At 57.8% G+C, this 16,836-nt stretch carries 19 protein-coding genes; 14 read left to right on the top strand and 5 right to left on the bottom strand.

Going from position 1 to position 16,836, the window contains the following annotated elements; genetic code table 11:
- Positions 1–157 precede the first annotated feature (157 nt).
- A complete protein-coding gene (locus tag C447_RS17020) occupies positions 158–991 on the top strand; it encodes a universal stress protein (protein WP_080505364.1) in 834 nt (277 codons plus the stop codon).
- 787 nt (positions 992–1,778) lie between these two features.
- Entirely contained in the window at positions 1,779–2,525 is a 747-nt protein-coding gene (locus tag C447_RS00650) for an SDR family NAD(P)-dependent oxidoreductase (RefSeq protein WP_029601664.1), read from the top strand.
- Between the two features lie 2 nt (positions 2,526–2,527).
- Here the strand turns inward: C447_RS00650 and C447_RS00645 are convergent, their stop codons facing one another.
- Positions 2,528–3,469, bottom strand: coding sequence for a transcription initiation factor IIB (locus tag C447_RS00645; RefSeq protein ID WP_237713303.1), 942 nt, complete (start codon positions 3,467–3,469; stop codon positions 2,528–2,530).
- A gap of 539 nt (positions 3,470–4,008) precedes the next feature.
- Positions 4,009–4,182: a universal stress protein gene (locus tag C447_RS18475; RefSeq protein WP_237713302.1), complete on the bottom strand. Its 174-nt coding sequence runs from the start codon at positions 4,180–4,182 to the stop codon at positions 4,009–4,011.
- A gap of 149 nt (positions 4,183–4,331) precedes the next feature.
- Between C447_RS18475 and C447_RS00635 the strand changes: the two genes are divergently transcribed.
- Entirely contained in the window at positions 4,332–4,901 is a 570-nt protein-coding gene (locus C447_RS00635) for a diadenylate cyclase (RefSeq protein WP_007689807.1), read from the top strand.
- Between the two features lie 41 nt (positions 4,902–4,942).
- Here C447_RS00635 and C447_RS00630 read toward each other — a convergent pair whose 3' ends face one another.
- The gene (locus C447_RS00630) at positions 4,943–5,386 is read right to left on the bottom strand and encodes a pyridoxamine 5'-phosphate oxidase family protein (protein ID WP_029601662.1); all 444 of its coding nucleotides are present in this window, start codon (positions 5,384–5,386) and stop codon (positions 4,943–4,945) included.
- 214 nt (positions 5,387–5,600) lie between these two features.
- Here C447_RS00630 and C447_RS00625 point away from each other — a divergent pair, with 214 nt between their 5' ends.
- Positions 5,601–6,233 carry a hypothetical protein gene (locus tag C447_RS00625; RefSeq protein WP_007689803.1) on the top strand — a complete coding sequence of 211 codons (633 nt, stop codon included), beginning with the start codon at positions 5,601–5,603 and terminating at the stop codon, positions 6,231–6,233.
- 64 nt (positions 6,234–6,297) lie between these two features.
- Positions 6,298–6,873: a hypothetical protein gene (locus C447_RS00620; RefSeq protein WP_007689802.1), complete on the top strand. Its 576-nt coding sequence runs from the start codon at positions 6,298–6,300 to the stop codon at positions 6,871–6,873.
- A 22-nt stretch (positions 6,874–6,895) separates the two neighbouring features.
- Here C447_RS00620 and C447_RS17015 read toward each other — a convergent pair whose 3' ends face one another.
- Both C447_RS17015 and C447_RS00615 read right to left on the bottom strand, forming a co-directional pair.
- The gene (locus tag C447_RS17015) at positions 6,896–7,000 is read right to left on the bottom strand and encodes a universal stress protein (protein WP_079254991.1); all 105 of its coding nucleotides are present in this window, start codon (positions 6,998–7,000) and stop codon (positions 6,896–6,898) included.
- Positions 7,001–7,946: 946 nt separating this feature from the next.
- Positions 7,947–8,828: a universal stress protein gene (locus C447_RS00615; RefSeq protein ID WP_049904289.1), complete on the bottom strand. Its 882-nt coding sequence runs from the start codon at positions 8,826–8,828 to the stop codon at positions 7,947–7,949.
- Between the two features lie 793 nt (positions 8,829–9,621).
- On the opposite strand from C447_RS00615, the gene C447_RS00605 reads away from it, so the two are divergent.
- The 9 genes from C447_RS00605 to C447_RS00565 all read left to right on the top strand — a co-directional run bounded on the left by C447_RS00605 (position 9,622) and on the right by C447_RS00565 (position 16,828).
- Positions 9,622–10,164, top strand: a complete 543-nt coding sequence (locus tag C447_RS00605) for a Na+/H+ antiporter subunit E (protein WP_237713351.1) — start codon at positions 9,622–9,624, stop codon at positions 10,162–10,164.
- Positions 10,161–10,442, top strand: a complete 282-nt coding sequence (locus tag C447_RS00600) for a monovalent cation/H+ antiporter complex subunit F (protein WP_007689797.1) — start codon at positions 10,161–10,163, stop codon at positions 10,440–10,442. Before C447_RS00605 ends, C447_RS00600 begins: the two co-directional genes overlap by 4 nt.
- The gene (mnhG, locus tag C447_RS00595; RefSeq protein ID WP_007689796.1) at positions 10,439–10,774 is read left to right on the top strand and encodes a monovalent cation/H(+) antiporter subunit G; all 336 of its coding nucleotides are present in this window, start codon (positions 10,439–10,441) and stop codon (positions 10,772–10,774) included. The genes C447_RS00600 and mnhG overlap by 4 nt, the downstream gene beginning before the upstream one ends.
- Positions 10,771–11,313, top strand: a complete 543-nt coding sequence (locus C447_RS00590) for a DUF4040 domain-containing protein (protein ID WP_044955833.1) — start codon at positions 10,771–10,773, stop codon at positions 11,311–11,313. The genes mnhG and C447_RS00590 overlap by 4 nt, the downstream gene beginning before the upstream one ends.
- The gene (locus tag C447_RS17010; RefSeq protein WP_079255010.1) at positions 11,310–11,750 is read left to right on the top strand and encodes an MnhB domain-containing protein; all 441 of its coding nucleotides are present in this window, start codon (positions 11,310–11,312) and stop codon (positions 11,748–11,750) included. The genes C447_RS00590 and C447_RS17010 overlap by 4 nt, the downstream gene beginning before the upstream one ends.
- Entirely contained in the window at positions 11,747–12,121 is a 375-nt protein-coding gene (locus tag C447_RS00580; RefSeq protein ID WP_007689793.1) for a cation:proton antiporter subunit C, read from the top strand. The genes C447_RS17010 and C447_RS00580 overlap by 4 nt, the downstream gene beginning before the upstream one ends.
- A gap of 113 nt (positions 12,122–12,234) precedes the next feature.
- Positions 12,235–13,608 carry a proton-conducting transporter transmembrane domain-containing protein gene (locus C447_RS00575; RefSeq protein WP_007689792.1) on the top strand — a complete coding sequence of 458 codons (1,374 nt, stop codon included), beginning with the start codon at positions 12,235–12,237 and terminating at the stop codon, positions 13,606–13,608.
- Positions 13,605–15,152, top strand: a complete 1,548-nt coding sequence (locus tag C447_RS00570; protein ID WP_044955835.1) for a proton-conducting transporter transmembrane domain-containing protein — start codon at positions 13,605–13,607, stop codon at positions 15,150–15,152. Before C447_RS00575 ends, C447_RS00570 begins: the two co-directional genes overlap by 4 nt.
- Positions 15,149–16,828 (top strand): proton-conducting transporter transmembrane domain-containing protein, encoded by a 1,680-nt coding sequence (locus C447_RS00565; RefSeq protein WP_007689790.1) that lies wholly within the window; start codon positions 15,149–15,151, stop codon positions 16,826–16,828. Before C447_RS00570 ends, C447_RS00565 begins: the two co-directional genes overlap by 4 nt.
- Positions 16,829–16,836 lie beyond the last annotated feature (8 nt).

The raw sequence follows: 16,836 nt of genomic DNA, 5'->3' as shown, positions 1-16,836 counted from the left end.
AATCTTAGGGGGTGAAGATTATAGCTACGACTTGGCCACAACATCAGGGTGGCCATGCGATGTTTCTTTGAAAGGATAACCCGGGGATTCTATTTAAACAACCACTATATATCAGGTTAGGTGTGTTTGAGACCGCACGACACAGTAGATAGTGGGTATGACCGACCAAGTTCTCATCCCGATCGAGGGTTCGCCGCTTTCTGAAGCTGCACTCGAGTATGCATTGGCGGCGTTTCCTCAGGAAGACCTTACTCTGCTACACGTAGCTGGTTCGTGGCCAACCAAATACGGAACCACCAGTAAGGATCCTTACCAGCTTTTTGAGGCATTAAACGAAGTGGTTGCGGACCATGAGGGGGCAGTATCGTCCAGAACAGTAGTTGGCCGCCCTGCGCGCGCGATCGTAAAATACGTAGAGGAACATGAAATCGATGAGTTAGTCATAGGCAGTCATGGACGTGAACTCGGTTCTCGAATCCTGTTCGGCAGCGTAGCCGAAACAGTTGCACGCCGCTCGCCGGTCCCTACAACGATCATTAGGACCCATCAGCGCGAGGGGGGTCCTCGTTTGCTGGTACCAATCGATGCATCATCGCAATCGACGAAGGCATTACAATATGCCCTAGAAACGTTCCCTGATGCGGAAATCACTGTTCTCCATGCAATAGACCCATTTGAAACACGTTACGGTGATGGCCAGTTAGTCCACACTGAAGAGGAGTACGAACAGATTCTCAAAGAGACGAAACGATTGTATACCAAAGCCACCAATCTCGCTGATGAATTCGGTGTTGAGATAACGACGGCGACGGCTGTCGAACCGGTTCCACGTCTGCCGGCAACCGCGATTCTTAGCTATGTAGATGAAGGGAAGACCGATCACGTCATTATGGGCAGCCACGGCCGCTCTGGTGTATCACGTGTTCTTCTCGGTAGCGTAGCCGAGACTGTTGCGCGTCGGTCCCAGGTTCCAGTTACAATTGTAAGGTAATCGAGAAGCACAACTGAGCTCCGAATCGGTCCAGAACAGCGTTACTCACAATATATACCTCACAAGATCTAGATCTGTCGAATTGGCGAGATACATCACACTAGAACTAGCAATTGCTGTTTAATTCGTAAGGACTTCCTACTTGGCGATCGAGAGGTATGCTATTCCCTTTCCTTCTCCACCACTGCTCAGCAAGAATAGCGCAAACTACCAGCACCCTGTTTCTCAACTCAGTATGCTATAGGGTTTGTTTCTCGGCTTTGATTGATTTGATATAGATGAAGGGCCTTATTTCTGCCATATCCTCAATATCATGAGTTAAATGATTTCAAGCTTGAACGATCAAATAAAATCCCTTGTTGACCATGTGTAACGTTGATATAGCCGTTACTCTGTGCCAGCAAACGATTATGGTAAATGGAGTGATGAGTGTCTGATCCCATCTTGCCGTAGCAAAGTGAATACCACGTTAAACCCAGTATACCGTGCGCTGGCGGAAAAACTCATTTACCGATTCAAGTAGGTCTGTGCCGATTACATCGCATATAGGACAGAGAGGGTCGAAGCCCGCCTGAACAAGTATTGATATGGATGAATTAGATTCTGAAGCCCAAGATCAGATCCGATAGTTCGATCGATCAACGATAATACTATCGCTGACTCCAAGAGAAAATTGGTCTATTTGTCATGTCCTTAAATAGGAACAATCTGCTCTGGCTGGTTATATACAACATTGATAGTAAGCGACCATCTTCTTGAATAGCGCAAATACATCATATCATCGACCATGCACAGAATGGACAGCAAGTCGGCGATCGTCACAGGTGCCAGTAGTGGTATTGGTCGGGCAACTGCACGACGCTTTGCCGAAGAGGGGGCAAGCGTTGTTGTTGCAGACCTTGTTGAAGAGGGTGGGAATGACACAGTAGATATAATCGAAGACGAAGGGGGTGAGGCGATGTTCGTGCAGACGGACGTTACAAACGATGATGACGTCTCTAAGATGGTAGATGCGGCGGTCGAAAACTATGGCAGTCTCGACGTGGTCCACAACAACGCAGGGATTCTTACAGGCTTCGACCCGCTAACCGACCTCGATGAGTCTGACTGGGATGCATTGTTGAATGTGAATCTAAAGGGCGTGTGGCTCGGGTTGAAGCACGAAATCCCAGCAATGCTTGAAGACGGTGGTGGAGCGATCGTCAACACCGCTTCCGAAGCCGGACTGGTTGGGTTTCCAGGAATCGCAAACTACGTTGCGAGCAAGCATGGCGTTATCGGACTTACACGAGCGGCTGGCCTTGAGTATGCTGAAGATGGGATCCGGGTGAACGCCGTGTGTCCTGGCCCCATTGAGACGCCAATGACCGATGATCCGTCGGTAGATTCGAAGGAAGTGGTAGAATATACACCTATGCGTCGGATGGGACAACCTGAAGAAGTCGCGAACGCTGTGGTGTGGCTCTGTTCGGATGAAGCCTCCTACGTGACCGCTCATCCGCTTTCAGTTGACGGTGGCCGAGTAGCCCAGTAAAATCAGTATCTTTGCAGCCTCTCGTTATCCATCGAGGGCGACTTGCTATCAGCCTCTAAGAGTTCTCGATAGTGATTACGAATCGTGACGCTACTCACGTCCGCGACCACCGAGACATCATCCTGAGTGAGTTTTTCGTCAGTAAGGAGTGCGGCCGCGTAGAGCGCCGCAGCCGCCAACCCAACGGGACTCTTTCCGCTTTGAAGTTCGTTCTCCTCGGCTATTCGAAGGAGCTCGCGAGCACGGATTTCGGTCTCCTCCGAGAGACTCAACTCCGACGCGAACCGTGAAACATACTGTTCGGGGTCAGGCGGCGCGATCTCGAGATGAAGTTCTCGCACAATATAGCGGTAGGCACGCTTGAACTCCATTTCGTCAACGCGACTGACTGCCGCGACTTCGTCGACGGTTCGTGGGATACCCGCCTGTCGGGCAGCAGCATGGAGTGCAGCGGTGGCAATAGCTTCAATAGATCGCCCCGGCAAAAGGTCACTCGCTAGAGCGCGGCGGTAGATCACCGAGGCGGTCTCGCGAATAGGCTCTGGAAGACCGAGTGAACTTGACATTCGGTCGATCTCGCCAAGAGCTTGCTTCAGGTTACGCTCCTTCGAATTGCGAGTGCGAAAGCGCTCGTCCCATGTCCGAAGCCGGTGCATCGTCATCCGCTGGCGTGTGGAGAGCACGTTCCCGCTGGCGTCTCTATTCTGCCATCCGATTTGACTCGACAAACCCTTATCGTGCATCATGTTCGTCATGGGGGACCCCACCCTCGATTTCTGGACACGTTCTGCCTGTTCATAAGCGTGCCATTCCGGTCCGCGATCGGTCTCCCCTGTCCTAACCACAAGGCCGCAATCGACACAGGTTGTCTCGCCATGCCCGTCGTCGTCAACGAGGCGGCCGCGACACTCCGGGCAGACATAGGCCTCCTCACGCTTCTGGATGCGAGTCCGGGACTGACTCGATTTATTTCGCGCTGTCGATATCTCGTCTCGGGGACGAGTTGCTTCAGGCTTCAATTGACTATGGTTGATGTGGTTATTCGGACACGGATCACATGAGTTCTGCTTTCGTATCGAAATATATGTCTTCAGTCAGCTTAGCCCTTCGCTTGGTCCCGAACAACTTTGCTGACCGCTATCGTGCCCGGAGTAAGAGAGACCTCCTGAAAAACCTTGAAATAGTACACATTTTTCATAGTTGTCCTATTCCGAGAACTCGATGTATTTGGAAGGATAATATGTGTTCGCTCACGACCATCTTCAAATGAGTGTTCGATAGATAACGGGTTCGGGTCAGCTAAAACGAAGACTCCTCCGCCACCGAATTAGTGCTCGGGCACCGGCGCTCATTCCGGATACGCACTATGGGATTATCGTTACGGGTATCTCGGCCGCGCGGACGACCGTCTCGGCCGCACTCCCGAGAATCACTGGTCCGATCCGGTCGGAGGACTTCGGTCGATGGAGGGTGAGATTCATTATTACTTTCGGGTCCTCGTCGATCCTTCCTCCTCTAGTACCATCCGAGCTTTGTCGAGGAGTTCCTCGGTGTAGCTTCCCCGTACATCAGTGATGTGGATAACATAGATTTCACCCTCAAAGGCACGCACCATCTCCGCAGCGAACCGGAGGGCTTCGCGGCTCTGTTCGGAGATGTTGACCGGAGCTAGTATTTTTATGGTAGAACTACGGCATTCCGCTGCATAAAAGGCTATCCGAAACCTATCTCCATAAATTCATCACCTAAAATAACACCAATACGAGGCCGACAACGTACTTACCGGTTCGAAGGAAAGAAGCGGGCATGGTCGACCCCCATCCACTCACTATCGATTACGGACACCACCCACCGGTACGGGAGCTTCTCGACATCGTGCTGTACTGTCTGGAGGATCTGAGCCTCGGGTACGAGCGCTGGGACGAGCCGTACGTTCGTGGACCGGGCGTCTACTTCGCCATCGTATCGGGCCACTCGCTCCGTGGATACGCCGATCCGATCGGCGAGAACATCTGGCCCACCGACAACTGCTGGCGGGTCCGTGGGGGCATTACCACCTTCTACGAGACGACGCGAGAGATCGCTCGCTCGCGTGACGGCGCGGTCGTCATCGGTGTCGACGGCATTATCCAGCGCCAGATGGTTCGGTTCAGGGACCCCTCCTCGACCGGGATGGCTGATCGGGCCGAGGCTCCAGATCTGAAATACGCAGAGTGGATGGGCTCGCGCCACATGAGCGCGCTCGAAACCTCCGCCCGGGACGAAGTGGTCGCGACGGTCACACTCAGTGCCGAGAACGGACGCGTGACCGTCTTTCGGGACGGAACATTCGACGCTCGAACGCGCGACGAACTGGCCTCCGAGTGGCGCGGATGACTGCCGACAATACTCCCCGGTACCAACGACCCACGATCTAACTATGTCTTGACTTCTTTTCGACCACTTAGTCGCTCAGGGTCGAGACGGAACTGCCGGAATGTCACGTCGTCCGGGGGCTTCTCGAAGATGTCGACCAGCGGGATATCGACCCCCCAACGCTCCTGGAGGGCATCGGCTTCGTAGGGAAGCTCCGTGAGATCTTCGAGTTTGCCGCTCGCGATGACGCTGCGCCATCCTTCGTCCGTGTGGTCGTGGACGACGAACGAGACGGGTCGATCGAGGTATCGCTCCTTGGAGCTATCCTCCGGGATCGCGAGTCGGTAGTGAAAGCGGCCGGTATCCGCGAGGTAGCCATACGAGACAGGGAGCGAAAGCGGCGGCTCGTCGCTCCCGGTCGAAAACGAGAGGATACCCGTGCCGCCGTCGCCAAGGAACTCATCCAGTTCCTCCTCCGACATTTGTAACCAGCGGAGTCCGCTCATAGAGGAAGAATGCTTTCGGATATACAAAAGCTGAGGGGTCTTACTCGGCAGCAATCGGCGACAGATCCGGGCGTTGGCGTCCCGATCTATCTGGTTAGCGGGGAGCATATCGCGGCGTGTGTCCGGGCGGACTTCCCGTCGCAAGACGATTCACGAGTTCAGCCCAATGAACCACCGATGGCCTCAAACGGGTGTAGCCCCTGTCTATTCTCTAATGATGCTCCCGACGCACGCGCTGGTCGGCCTGGCGCTTGCGATACCCGTTTCTCTCATGGTCCCCGAGTTCGCTGCCATCGCACTGCTGGCGGGATTCCTCGGCGGTATCGTTCCGGACCTCGATCTGTACGTCGATCACCGAAGGACCCTCCACTACCCGACGTACTTCTCGCTTGCTGCCGTCGCGGCGGTTCCGTTCGTGGTACTTGTCCCGACGGCACCTACGGTTGCCACGGCTTGTCTCCTGCTCGGCGCGGCCGTCCACAGCGTCATGGACATTTTCGGCGGGGGGCTGGAGCTGCGTCCATGGGAGGCAACCTCCGACCGCGCCGTTTACGACCATCACCGCGGCGAATGGCTCGCGCCCCGCCGCTGGGTGCGGTACGACGGCGCTCCCGAGGACCTCCTCCTATCGGTTGTGGTTGCCGTCTCGCTCCTGATTGTGCTCGACGGCGCAGTTCGCTGGCTGATCGTTTCGGCGGTGGTCGTTGCGACCATTTACACTGCCGTTAGACGGCTCCTCCCGAGTGTTGCCACGTGGCTCGTCGGCCACTCACTCATCCAATCGCTTCCGGACCAGGTGCTGGCACGCGTGCCCGCCCGCTATTTGAGCGGGCACGGGTTTTCGTAATGACGTGTTCTCGGCTTCCTGCCGATGTTTTCATCCCCCCAGGACATCTTACTCGACGAAGACCATGCTGCGATTCGTAGGACAAGCGGCCGAACGCGGGCTTCAGGCCGGTATCTTCGTCGTGTTCGTCGTCGGGCTTCGTCAACGGAACCCGGGTGCGGTCGTCAACGCCGCTTGTGCGCTTCTCGTCACCCATCTCTCTCCCTGCATCGAACGTCGCTACGATATCGAGTTCAAGGAATGGCAACGCCTCTACGTGAACACCGGTATGCTCGCCCACGCCGTCGGGATGCTCGGACCGTACGATGACGTCTGGTGGTGGGACAACGTCACGCACACGTCCTCCGCGACGCTTCTCGGTGGGGTTGTCTTCGCGGCGGCTCGCCGCCGGGGGCGTGACCCTTATCCACGAGTTATCGCGGTCGTGGTCTGTCTCGGGGTCCTCTGGGAAGCGTTCGAGTACGCCATTCACGCGATAGCAAAGTACATCGGGGTCGAGCCAATCCTCGTTTCCTATGGGCGGGCCGATGTGGCTTTCGACCTCGGTTTCGACCTCGTCGGTGCACTCCTCGTTCTCGTCTTCGGCGACCATCTCCTCGGCAATCTTACGACCACGAATGAGAAGATTCAGCGTGTATAATATTTCCTTCTTGCTTGGTTCGTCACTTCCACACTAAACGACTCAACCCAGCGATTTCTATGCCGTGCTCGAGCGCGGCGTTCGCCCCATGACTCCCGTCTGTCGGAACCAAGATGTTGTCGTACATATTCCTCCCTTAGAACGGAGGCGCTATCAAAGCTACATCGATAACGGCTGTCCGCGTCATCGCTACGCCCGCCTGACCTATATTCGCTATCTATTCATCACCAGAGAGCGTGTCAACTTTGAGATCATACTGATCATGCATTGAGAGCGTCAGTCTCAATTTCCACGAGTGCCTCTTCTTTGTGCTTGTAGTATTGATAGGAGTCAGCAATGACGGCCCAGTTTTCGTGATGAACTGCCATCGCCAACCGACATCTGTGTCTCGATATACTTCGAAGTAGGCGGGCATCACTGGGTTACTCATATGACGGCTAGGACCTGCATTAGAGATAGAGTAGCCCTGATCTTCCTGGATTATATTTCGGTGCGCTATTATCGCTAGGAGGAACCCTTAGAGCTGGAAATTTTGACCCTCTATTAGTTTGTTGGATATCCATGGTGTACAATATCTTGGATTTGATGAGTATGATAGGGCAATGCCAACGATTTGGGAAGTGAAGTAGAGAGAAGGGGTACTGTTTAGTTAATAGTGAGCAGGTCAAAGAGTTGGCCTGCAGGTAGTCGAACGCCTTACAGAACGTCGAGGATACGTGGATTGAATCAAGAGCGAGGGTGTCACGGATGGAGGGCATCTTGATGATTTCGTCTACGAGGCCGCAGTAAGTGATCGTTTTCTTCGCTTTCAGACAGAGCAAGATGACTTACTGACGCAGCGTGAATCGCTTCCACGAATAGCGTGTTGAGAAGCAAGCTACTACACGGCGAGCCAGCGCTATCGCACGTTCGACGAAGTGGAGAAATTGAAATTTCGGGGGGCAATCCATCATCCATCGCGCTACTCACAGAGCATGTTTCTCAGCAAAGGTTTCAACAAAGGCTGGATCTCTCTATATCTCGCGACTCAGCATCTACATATGCAATAGTCTGCAGAGAAACCCCTTATATTATCAGGTCCTTTTTACAATCAATACTGGAACATCAACAGTTCTGAGTATAGTTGAGGCTACGTTCCCAAGAAGTTGACGCCGAAGGTTCGATCGCCCGTGAGATCCCATAACAATAAGGTCAATATCGTTGCCTTCGGCGTATTCACGGATGCCAGCAGCAACCCCCTCAAATGAAGTCATCCGTTTGATATTAGTTTGCACATTAGCATTAGGTGTTGTGTCATCAATCCCGGTTACGGTCCGCTTGACAGCCTTCTGTCCTCTCGCTTCGAGTCGTTCGATAAACTCTTTCTCGAGTCCACCTGCGTTAAACACACCCCCCGCTGCCTGTATGTCTACAACATTTAGAACGTGAATCTCTGAATCGTAGAACTGAGCTATGGTTGCACCAAACGGCGCCGCTACCTCGGCATTTCCACTCCCGTCCGTCGGAATGAGAATCCGACAGTATTCGGTTATCTGATCAGTATCAGGGATGACGAATACCGGCACATCGCTCTGATAAAGAACTTGCTCGCTGACACCGCCAAGAAAACGCTTACCCAATCCAGTTATTCCCTGGCGCCCGATGATGATAAGGTTAGTATTCTGGTCGGATGCATGTTTACTGATCTGCACAGCCGGTTTGCCTTCAGATAGTGCTGTTACAATGGGATAGTCGATCTCTGACGCAAGCTCCTCGATTTCAGAGAGAAACGCCTCGCCGCGGTCTCGAAGTCGTGTTTGCTCTTCGGTTGTCTGTGTAAGCTGGAGCGATTTCTGTGGGACCACATAAAGTGCATCGACAGTTGCATTGAGAGTCAGTGCAAGTTCAAGCCCACGTTTGGCCGCGTATTTGGCTTCGTCGCTCCCATCGATAGCGATTGTGATACGGTCGTACATGCTCTTAGCTCTCAATACGCTTCCCATCCGATTTATCGTTTGCTAGGGCGATTACAGCGAACGAAGAAGTATGCTAAATCTGTGCAAGTGAAGTAGTGGACCCAACTGAACCACCGTATCATTCGAAAACACAGATTTTGGCGTCGCCTGAGCGAAGAACGTGGATGTAAGTATGATCCTTGCTATAAGCTCACTAAAGTACGGCTCCACATGCTGGCCTCGGTCTCTTCGTCGGGTGTTCCGACGACGCGTTAGAATATCTCGTTTATTTAGGGTCGATATCCGACCGCTTTATCAGCAGCCAATGCACGGTTTGTTCTCGGTCGTCGATGGGACGATTCACGGCCGCTTCATTGGAGTTCCTTGTTCTGGCTCCGTACGAGGTGAATCGTAACTCGGTACAACAAGTAGCTGAATATAACTAATGTAGCTGATTCTATAAGGTACAATTCTACAGCCTCGAAAAACGTTAGCTGTTCAAAGATAGCGCTCTGTGTTATGCTTAGAATGCTGATAGCGGCGACGAGAGTGAAAACTAGCATGAAAATAACCAAAAGTCCCGTAATGACCAACCAGAGTCGTCTAGGAAAACGAAAGTCACCTCTCATGCATCTCTACCAGTTGCTTGAATTCTATGTGCATGAATGTCACACGTCCCGTTCCAATATAAAATCCAGTACTATACTACCGATATGGTCTAATAGGATTGTAGACTCTATTAGTACGCGGAAAACGGACAGTACGGGATGAGATATAACAACGGACACGATGAGAGAACGGGACAACCCATTTGGTGAACAAACCATCGGAAAGTACATCAGGACTAGTCACGCGCTTTGGCGGGACGGGAATTATCGCGTTCATATTCTATCTCACGCTCGGAGATCCATCAGATATTTTCGACATTGTGACCGGACTGGTGAGCGCAGCGGTTGTCGCAGCTGTTCTCGGGGATATTGTCTTCGAGCGAGCACCAACAGTCGAGACTGTCACAGCGAGTATGCGTGCCCTCGTTTTCGTTCCGGTGCTCCTAGTCGCAGTAATCCGGGCGAACCTGTCGCTGGCGGCAGTCGTGCTCCATCCAAGTCTCCCGATTGATCCGTTCGTCGTTCGCGTTCCTGCACCTGAGGGTCGGTTCGCTCGCGCACTGCTGGCGAATAGTATCACGTTGACGCCCGGAACTGTGACGCTCGACGTGCTTGACGATGACCTTCTCGTTCACGCGCTGACTGAGGCGACACGGGACGAGTTGCTGGAGGGGGCGCTTGCCCAGTCGGTTGCGTTTGTCACCGGCGATGAGGTAGCTTCCATACAGCGGGACGGAGAACACTCATGACGTCCGAGCTCGTTTCGACTGGTCTTTTGATAGGAGCGTCCGTCCTCGTCGGTCTCGCGATGAGTTTGTTTCGCCGAATTACCATCGGACCGACGACCGCCGACCGGATTGTGGCGGCAAACGTCATCGGAACCGCTACGGTCGTCGTCATCGCGCTTTTGAGCGCAGCGCTCGACGAACCGGGATTCCTCGACGTGGCGTTGGTGTACGCGCTGTTGAATTTCCTGCTCTCGCTCGGCTTCGCGCGTTTTTCAATCGGCCGAGGAGAAGTGTTGTGAACCTCGTCGAGATAGTGGCGCTCGCTCTCGTCGCGGTAAGCGTATTTTTCTCGTTTGTCGCGGTCGTCGGATTCGTCCGACTCCCGGACGTGTTCGCTCGCGCTCACGCGGCCTCAAAGAGCGAGACGCTCGGCGCGCTCTGTGGACTGGCAGCCGCCGCCGTCGTTCTCAACCCCGGGACCGAAACGGTGAAGATCGCACTCCTTATGATGTTCATTCTGGTGACGGGACCGACAGCGACTCATGCCATCGTCAGGGCGGCCATGCTCGGCGGGACTACTCCCTGGACGCGTACTGGCAACGAGAGGGAGCTTACAGGAGGAGAGCGGTGACTCCAACAGCAGTCCTTTTAGTTGGAATATTCGGATATGTCCTCTTGGCTGCGGTTGTGACGGCAATTGCGAGAACGCTCTTGACCGCCGTGATCGCGTTCGCCGCCTACAGCCTCGGCCTCGCAATGGTGTGGGTTGTCTTTCGTGCGCCCGACGTCGCCTTCACCGAGGCCGCGGTGGGGGTGGGCGTGACGACGGCACTGTTCTTGCTTCTCGTAGCGCGAACGACGCGCCACAGGGACACAGTGTCCCCCCACACACAACGCATTCGACCACGATCGATCGCCACCGCTGTCCTCGTGACCCTTGGTGTTCTCGCTACCGTGCCGTCGCTGCCAGCTGTCGGGGCGACAGCGACGCCTGCGTTCGGTCCGGTCACCCAGTTCTACCTTGAAGATACGGCCGCTCGCGGGATCAACAACGCCGTGACGGCGGTGCTCGTTGTCTACCGTGGCTTCGATACGTTCGGCGAGATCGGCGTCGTGTTCGCCGCCGCTGTCGCGGTCCTCGCGGTCCTCGGTCGGGAGACGGTGGTATGAGTTCCCCTGCACGGACTGACAGCCCGGTTGTAACGGCGACGGTGCGGGTCCTCGCGCCTTTCGTGCTGACGTTCGCCCTATTCACGCTGTTTCACGGCACTAGTTCGGTTGGAGGGGGATTCCAAGGTGGTGTCGTCGCGGCAACGACTGTCATAATGCTCGCGTTTGGGTTCGGCGTTCCGACCACCGCAGCGTGGCTGTTGGAGAATCGCCTGCTTGTACTCGTCGTCATCGGTCCCGTCGTTTTCGGCGTCGTCGCGCTCGCGGGGATCGCCGCCGGCGGAGCCTTCCTCCAGTTCGACACCCTCCCAATCCCGAAAGCGTCGGTGTACGCAACCGAAGCGATCGAGCTCGGCATTGGCGCGACGGTCGGGACCGTCGTCATCGTGCTGTTCGTGGCCCTCTCGACGACCGTTGAGGAGAGAAAGCGTCAATGATAGCAGGAGTCGTCGTAAGCGAGTCACTTCTTACGTCCCACGGCGCGTACGTCGTTTACGCCCTCCTCGTCGGTATTGGGCTGTTGGTTCTCGTCGATGACGATAACCTCGTGAGAAAGGTACTTGGACTGAACCTCTTTCAGACCGGTGTGTTCCTGTTTCTCGTCACGAGTGCCTTTCGTGCCGGCGGCCGAGCACCGCTGGTCTCGGCGGACGGCCCATTCGTCAACCCGCTCCCACACGTCCTCGTGCTGACGGCCATCGTCGTCGGCGTGAGCGTTACCGCCGTTGCGCTCGCGCTCGTCGCCCGAATCCACGACGAGTACGACACGTATAGCGAAGCCGAGATCAGGGAGGTGCGCAGGTCCTGACTCACGTCCTCCCGCTGTTGGTTGCGGTTCCGCTGGTAGGTTCGCTCGTGCCGTTCGCCGCTGGCTCAAAGTGGCCAATAGCTGCGAGACGGGCGACCATCGTCGTTCTCCTCATGCAGGTCGCGCTCGCCATCGCCGTCACCGCCATGGTCGCCGCGAACGGCCCAGTCACGTACGTAGTCGGCGGGCTGCCCGCCGTCTATGGCATCGGGTTGCTCGCTGACGGGGTATCAAGCGTCTTTGTCGTGCTCGTCGCGGTCGCCGCGGCGACGCTGTACCTCGCCGTCCGCTCCGAGGTTTCGGGGATGACCGATAGTCTCTGGTTGCTCCTCGTGGCCGGTCTAACGGGTGTGACCGTCACTGCCGATGTGTTCAATCTCTACGTATTCCTCGAGATCTCCGGGGTGGCCGCATACGCCCTGGTCGCAGGTCGTCGGGGCGCGACGGCGGCGTTCGCCGCGTTGCACTACCTGCTCGTCGGCACCGTCGGCGCAACCTTCTATCTGCTCGGCGTCGGCTACGCATACGTCGCCACCGGAACGCTCGCGATGGCTAGTCTTCGGAGTGGACTGGCGAGTGCGGGATACGGTTCGCCGCTCGTCGTCGCGGCGTTCGTACTCATTGCGATCGGGCTCAGCGTGAAGATCGCGTTGTTCCCGCTGCACACGTGGAAACCCGATGCGTACGCTGCCGCGCCACTCGACGTGACGGCGCTGCTCGCGACGCTCGGCTCGACCGTCGCCGGCTACGCACTGGTTCGTATCGTTTTTGACGTGTTCACGGTGGCTTTCCTCACCGCCGCCCCGCTCGCTCGAACCGGTCTGCTCGCGGTCGGCGTCGTCAGCGTCCTTGTGGGTGGGTATCTCACCTTTCGACAGTCGAACGTCCAGCGGCTCCTCGCGACCTCCTCGGTCCTCCAGTTCGGTCTCGTTACCATCGGAATCGCGCTGGGGACCACCGCCGCCGTCGTCGGAGCACTCCTCCTCCTTGTCGGCAACGCGGTCGCCAAGGGCGGGCTGTTCGTCGCGGCGGGGCTGTTTGAGCGCGACCTGGTGGCGACAACTGTCGCCGACTACGCCGGGCTTGCGCGCGAAGCCCCGGTGCTTTCGGCCGCCATCGCCGTTGGGTTCGCATCACTCGTCGGCCTTCCCCCGACGGTCGGGTTCGCCGGCAAGTGGTACCTCGCCCTCGCCGCGATCGAGACCAGCGCATGGGGAACCACCGCCGTCGTCGTCGGCAGCACTCTGCTGTCGCTCGTCTACGCTGGTCGCGTGGTCGAACAACTGTATTTCGCCCCAGAGAGTTCGTCGGCTAATAGGAGGGTGACTGACGGCGGCCGCAGTACGAACGCTGCGAATGCGAGCGCTCTGTCCGACACCCGCGCCGTCGTGGTCGTGATCATCGCGGCCGTCACGACAGTCGTACTCGGTCTCGGATCAACCGAACTGGCCAACTGGTTTACCCCCGTCGTGGAGGGGTGGCTGTGACCGACGTCGTATCGGTACTGCCGGCTACGCCGGTCGCGCTACCCGCGCTGGCGATCGTATTCGTCTCCGTATCGCGGGCTCGGCCGAATCTGCGGGAGGCGTGGACGCTGCTGGCGGCGGTGGCGACACTCGTGACCGTCTGGCTGCTGATCCAGTCCTCCGTGACCCACGTTATGCCGCTGGGATCGATAGCGGGGGTCGCGTTCGTGCTTCGGGCCGACGCCGCCGGACTTCTGTTTGCGCTGCTCGCGGCGACGCTGTGGCTCGTGACAAGTGTCTATAGCATCGGCTACGTTCGTGCATTAGACGAGCGATCTCAGACCACGTACTTCGCGGCGTTCGCGGCGAGCATCGCGGCGACAATGGGCGTCGCCTTCGCCGCGAATCTCCTCACACTGTTCGTGTTCTACGAACTGCTGACGCTTGCCACCTATCCGCTGGTCGTCCACACCGGGTCGCCCGAAGCACGCGACGCAGGACGTACGTACGTGGCGTACACGCTCGGCGGTGGTGTCGTCGCGCTCGGCGGAACCGTGCTCGTGAGCGTTCTTGCCGGTTCGGTCGGGTTCGCTCCGGGCGGCATCGACGCACTCACGACCGCCGACCCGACGCTCACGCGCGCCGCGTTCGCCCTTCTCGTCGTCGGGTTCGGCGTCAAGGCTGCTGTCATGCCACTCCACGGCTGGCTACCGACGGCGATGGTCGCGCCGACGCCTGTCTCGGGATTGCTCCACGCCGTCGCCGTCGTGAAAAGTGGCGTCTTCGCGATCGGTCGAACTACTCTCTATATCTTTGGCCCGGACATGACGTGGGACCTCGGCGTCGGTCTTCCCCTCGCGGTCGCCGCCGCGATCACGATGGTGATCGCGGGCGTCATCGGCCTCCGACAGGACAACCTGAAACGCGGACTGGCCTACTCGACGGTGAGCCAGCTTTCGTACATCGCCCTCGGGTTCGCGCTTGCAACGCCTCTTTCGGTGTTCGGAGCCTTTCTGCATATCGTCGCCCACGCCTTCATGAAGATCACTCTCTTTCTCGCCGCGGGCGTCATCGCCGTCGAAACCGGCGAGAAATATGTCTCCAACCTCGCGGGCGTCGGCCGTCGCCTTCCAGCGACGATGACGGCGTTCGCCGTCGCCGCGGCCGGACTCATCGGCTTCCCGTTGGTTGCCGGCTTCGTCAGCAAGTTCCACCTCATCCTCGGGGCGGCAGGGGGTCCGTCCCCGGTGTTCGTTGGGGCGTACCTCCTCGCCGGGCTATTGAAACTGCTCTACTTCTGGCCGATCATCTATCTCGCCTTTTTCGGCCGACCCGGAGCGGACACGCCCGAAAGCCGCCATGCGTTCGCGCCACCACATACAACGGACGTTGGCTACGTCAACCGCACAGCGTGGAAGCATCCTCCCCCCGGTAGGGAAGCGTCCCCACTCCTGCTCGTGCCCGTTCTGAGTACCGTAGGCGTTGCCGTTGCGCTCGGCATCGCACCGACGCTCTTCCCGTTTTGGGAGCTCGCGGAGACCGTCGTTGTGGAGGTGTTCGGATGAACGACGTGCTGGTGCTCGTCCCGCCATGGGTGGCGTACCTCCTCGGAGCCGTAGTCGTCCTGCTGGCGTCGCGCCGTGTCGGCACGGTGGTCGCAGTCGCACTCGCCGCACTGACGGTGCCGTGGATACTAGCCGCGCCGACCGGAGCGGGACCGACGATCGCTCCCCTAGGTTTCGAGCAAGTCCCAGTCCGCATCGACGGCCTCTCGCGTCCGGTCGCCGCACTCTTCGGGTTCGTCGCTGCGCTGAACGTTCTCTACGGGTACGCGACCGAAGCTGACGTCCGTCAGAGCGCCTACTCATTGGTGTACATGAGTGCAGGCGTCGCCGTGGTGCTCGCGGGAGACTGGCTGACGCTGCTCGTTGCGTGGGAACTACTCGCTGTGTCGGCGACGATACTCCTCTGGCACCACGGCGGCGACGCCGTCCGACCGGCGTTCCGCTACGCGATCTACCACCTTGTCGGCGGCGCGTTTCTCGTTGGGGCCATTGCACTTCACTACGCTACGGCGGGGACGTTCGTCGATGACGGCGGCTTCACGGAGGGACTCCCGACGGTGCTGGCGCTCGCGGGCGTCGGCGTCAATCTCGGATTCATCGGTCTCCATGCGTGGCTGCCCGAGACATACTCCAGACCACACGTCACCACGACCGTCGTGTTGGCTGGCTTCACTACGAAGGTCGCCGTCTATGCCCTCGCCCGACTCGCTCTCGACGGCAACGCGGTCGTCGCGTGGCTGGGCGCTGTGATGGTATTCTACGGCGTCACACAGGCGATACTCCAGACGGATATGCGCCGCCTGCTCTCGTATCACATCATCTCACAGCTCGGGTACATGATCGTCGCCCTCGATATCGGAACGGCCGCCGGACTCGCCGGCGCGTTCGCCCACCTGACGGCAAACGTCCTCTACAAGGGACTGCTGTTCATGGTGGCCGGGGCGATCATCGTCCGAACCGGCGAGACGTCGCTCAAACGACTCGGAGGGCTGGCCTGGGAGATGCCCGTCGTTTTCGGGACGTTCTTGATCGCCGCGCTCGCCATCACAGGGGTACCCGGGTTCTCAGGATTCGTCAGCAAGGGTCTCGTGATGAAGGCCGTCGAGAACGCCGGTGCGGATCTCCTCTGGTGGGTACTCGTTCTCGGGAGTGTCGGGACGGCACTCTCGTTTGCCAAGTTCGGCTACTACGCATTCGTGCGCCGTGCTCCCGAACCGCTGTCGGTTGCGCCGAGTCGAATAACGCTCTCGACCGTGCTCGTCGTCATTGCGCTCCCCTCGATACTGTTCGGTATACTCCCCGAGGTGTTTCTCGGCCTGTTTGCCGGCGACGCGGACGGGTTCGAGCCCTACGCTGCGAGCGAACTCGCAAAAGCGCTCGTTGTGGCGGCGGCCGGCGTCGGCGCATTCGCACTGTTCCGCACCCGGCTCGCTCGCATCCAGCCGGTCGACGTCGACCGGGTGTTACATCCGGTCGCTGCGGCAGCCACGACGTCGACTGCGGCGCTCGCCGTCCGTGTTGGTTCGGCAGCGACGGTTGCGGGCGAAGAACTGACCGGCCGTCTCGGGTCGCTCGCCGGACGCGATCCGGAGATCGCCGAAACGACGCTTCACACGGCGCTGCTCGCGCTGATCACGACGACGGCCGTTGCGCTCCTCGTCGCCGCGCTCGCGTGATCGATCAA

Origin of the sequence: Halococcus hamelinensis 100A6 (assembly GCF_000336675.1) — an archaeon.
Taxonomy (GTDB): Archaea; Halobacteriota; Halobacteria; order Halobacteriales; family Halococcaceae; genus Halococcus; species Halococcus hamelinensis.
This window is presented reverse-complemented; position numbering and strand designations above follow the sequence as displayed.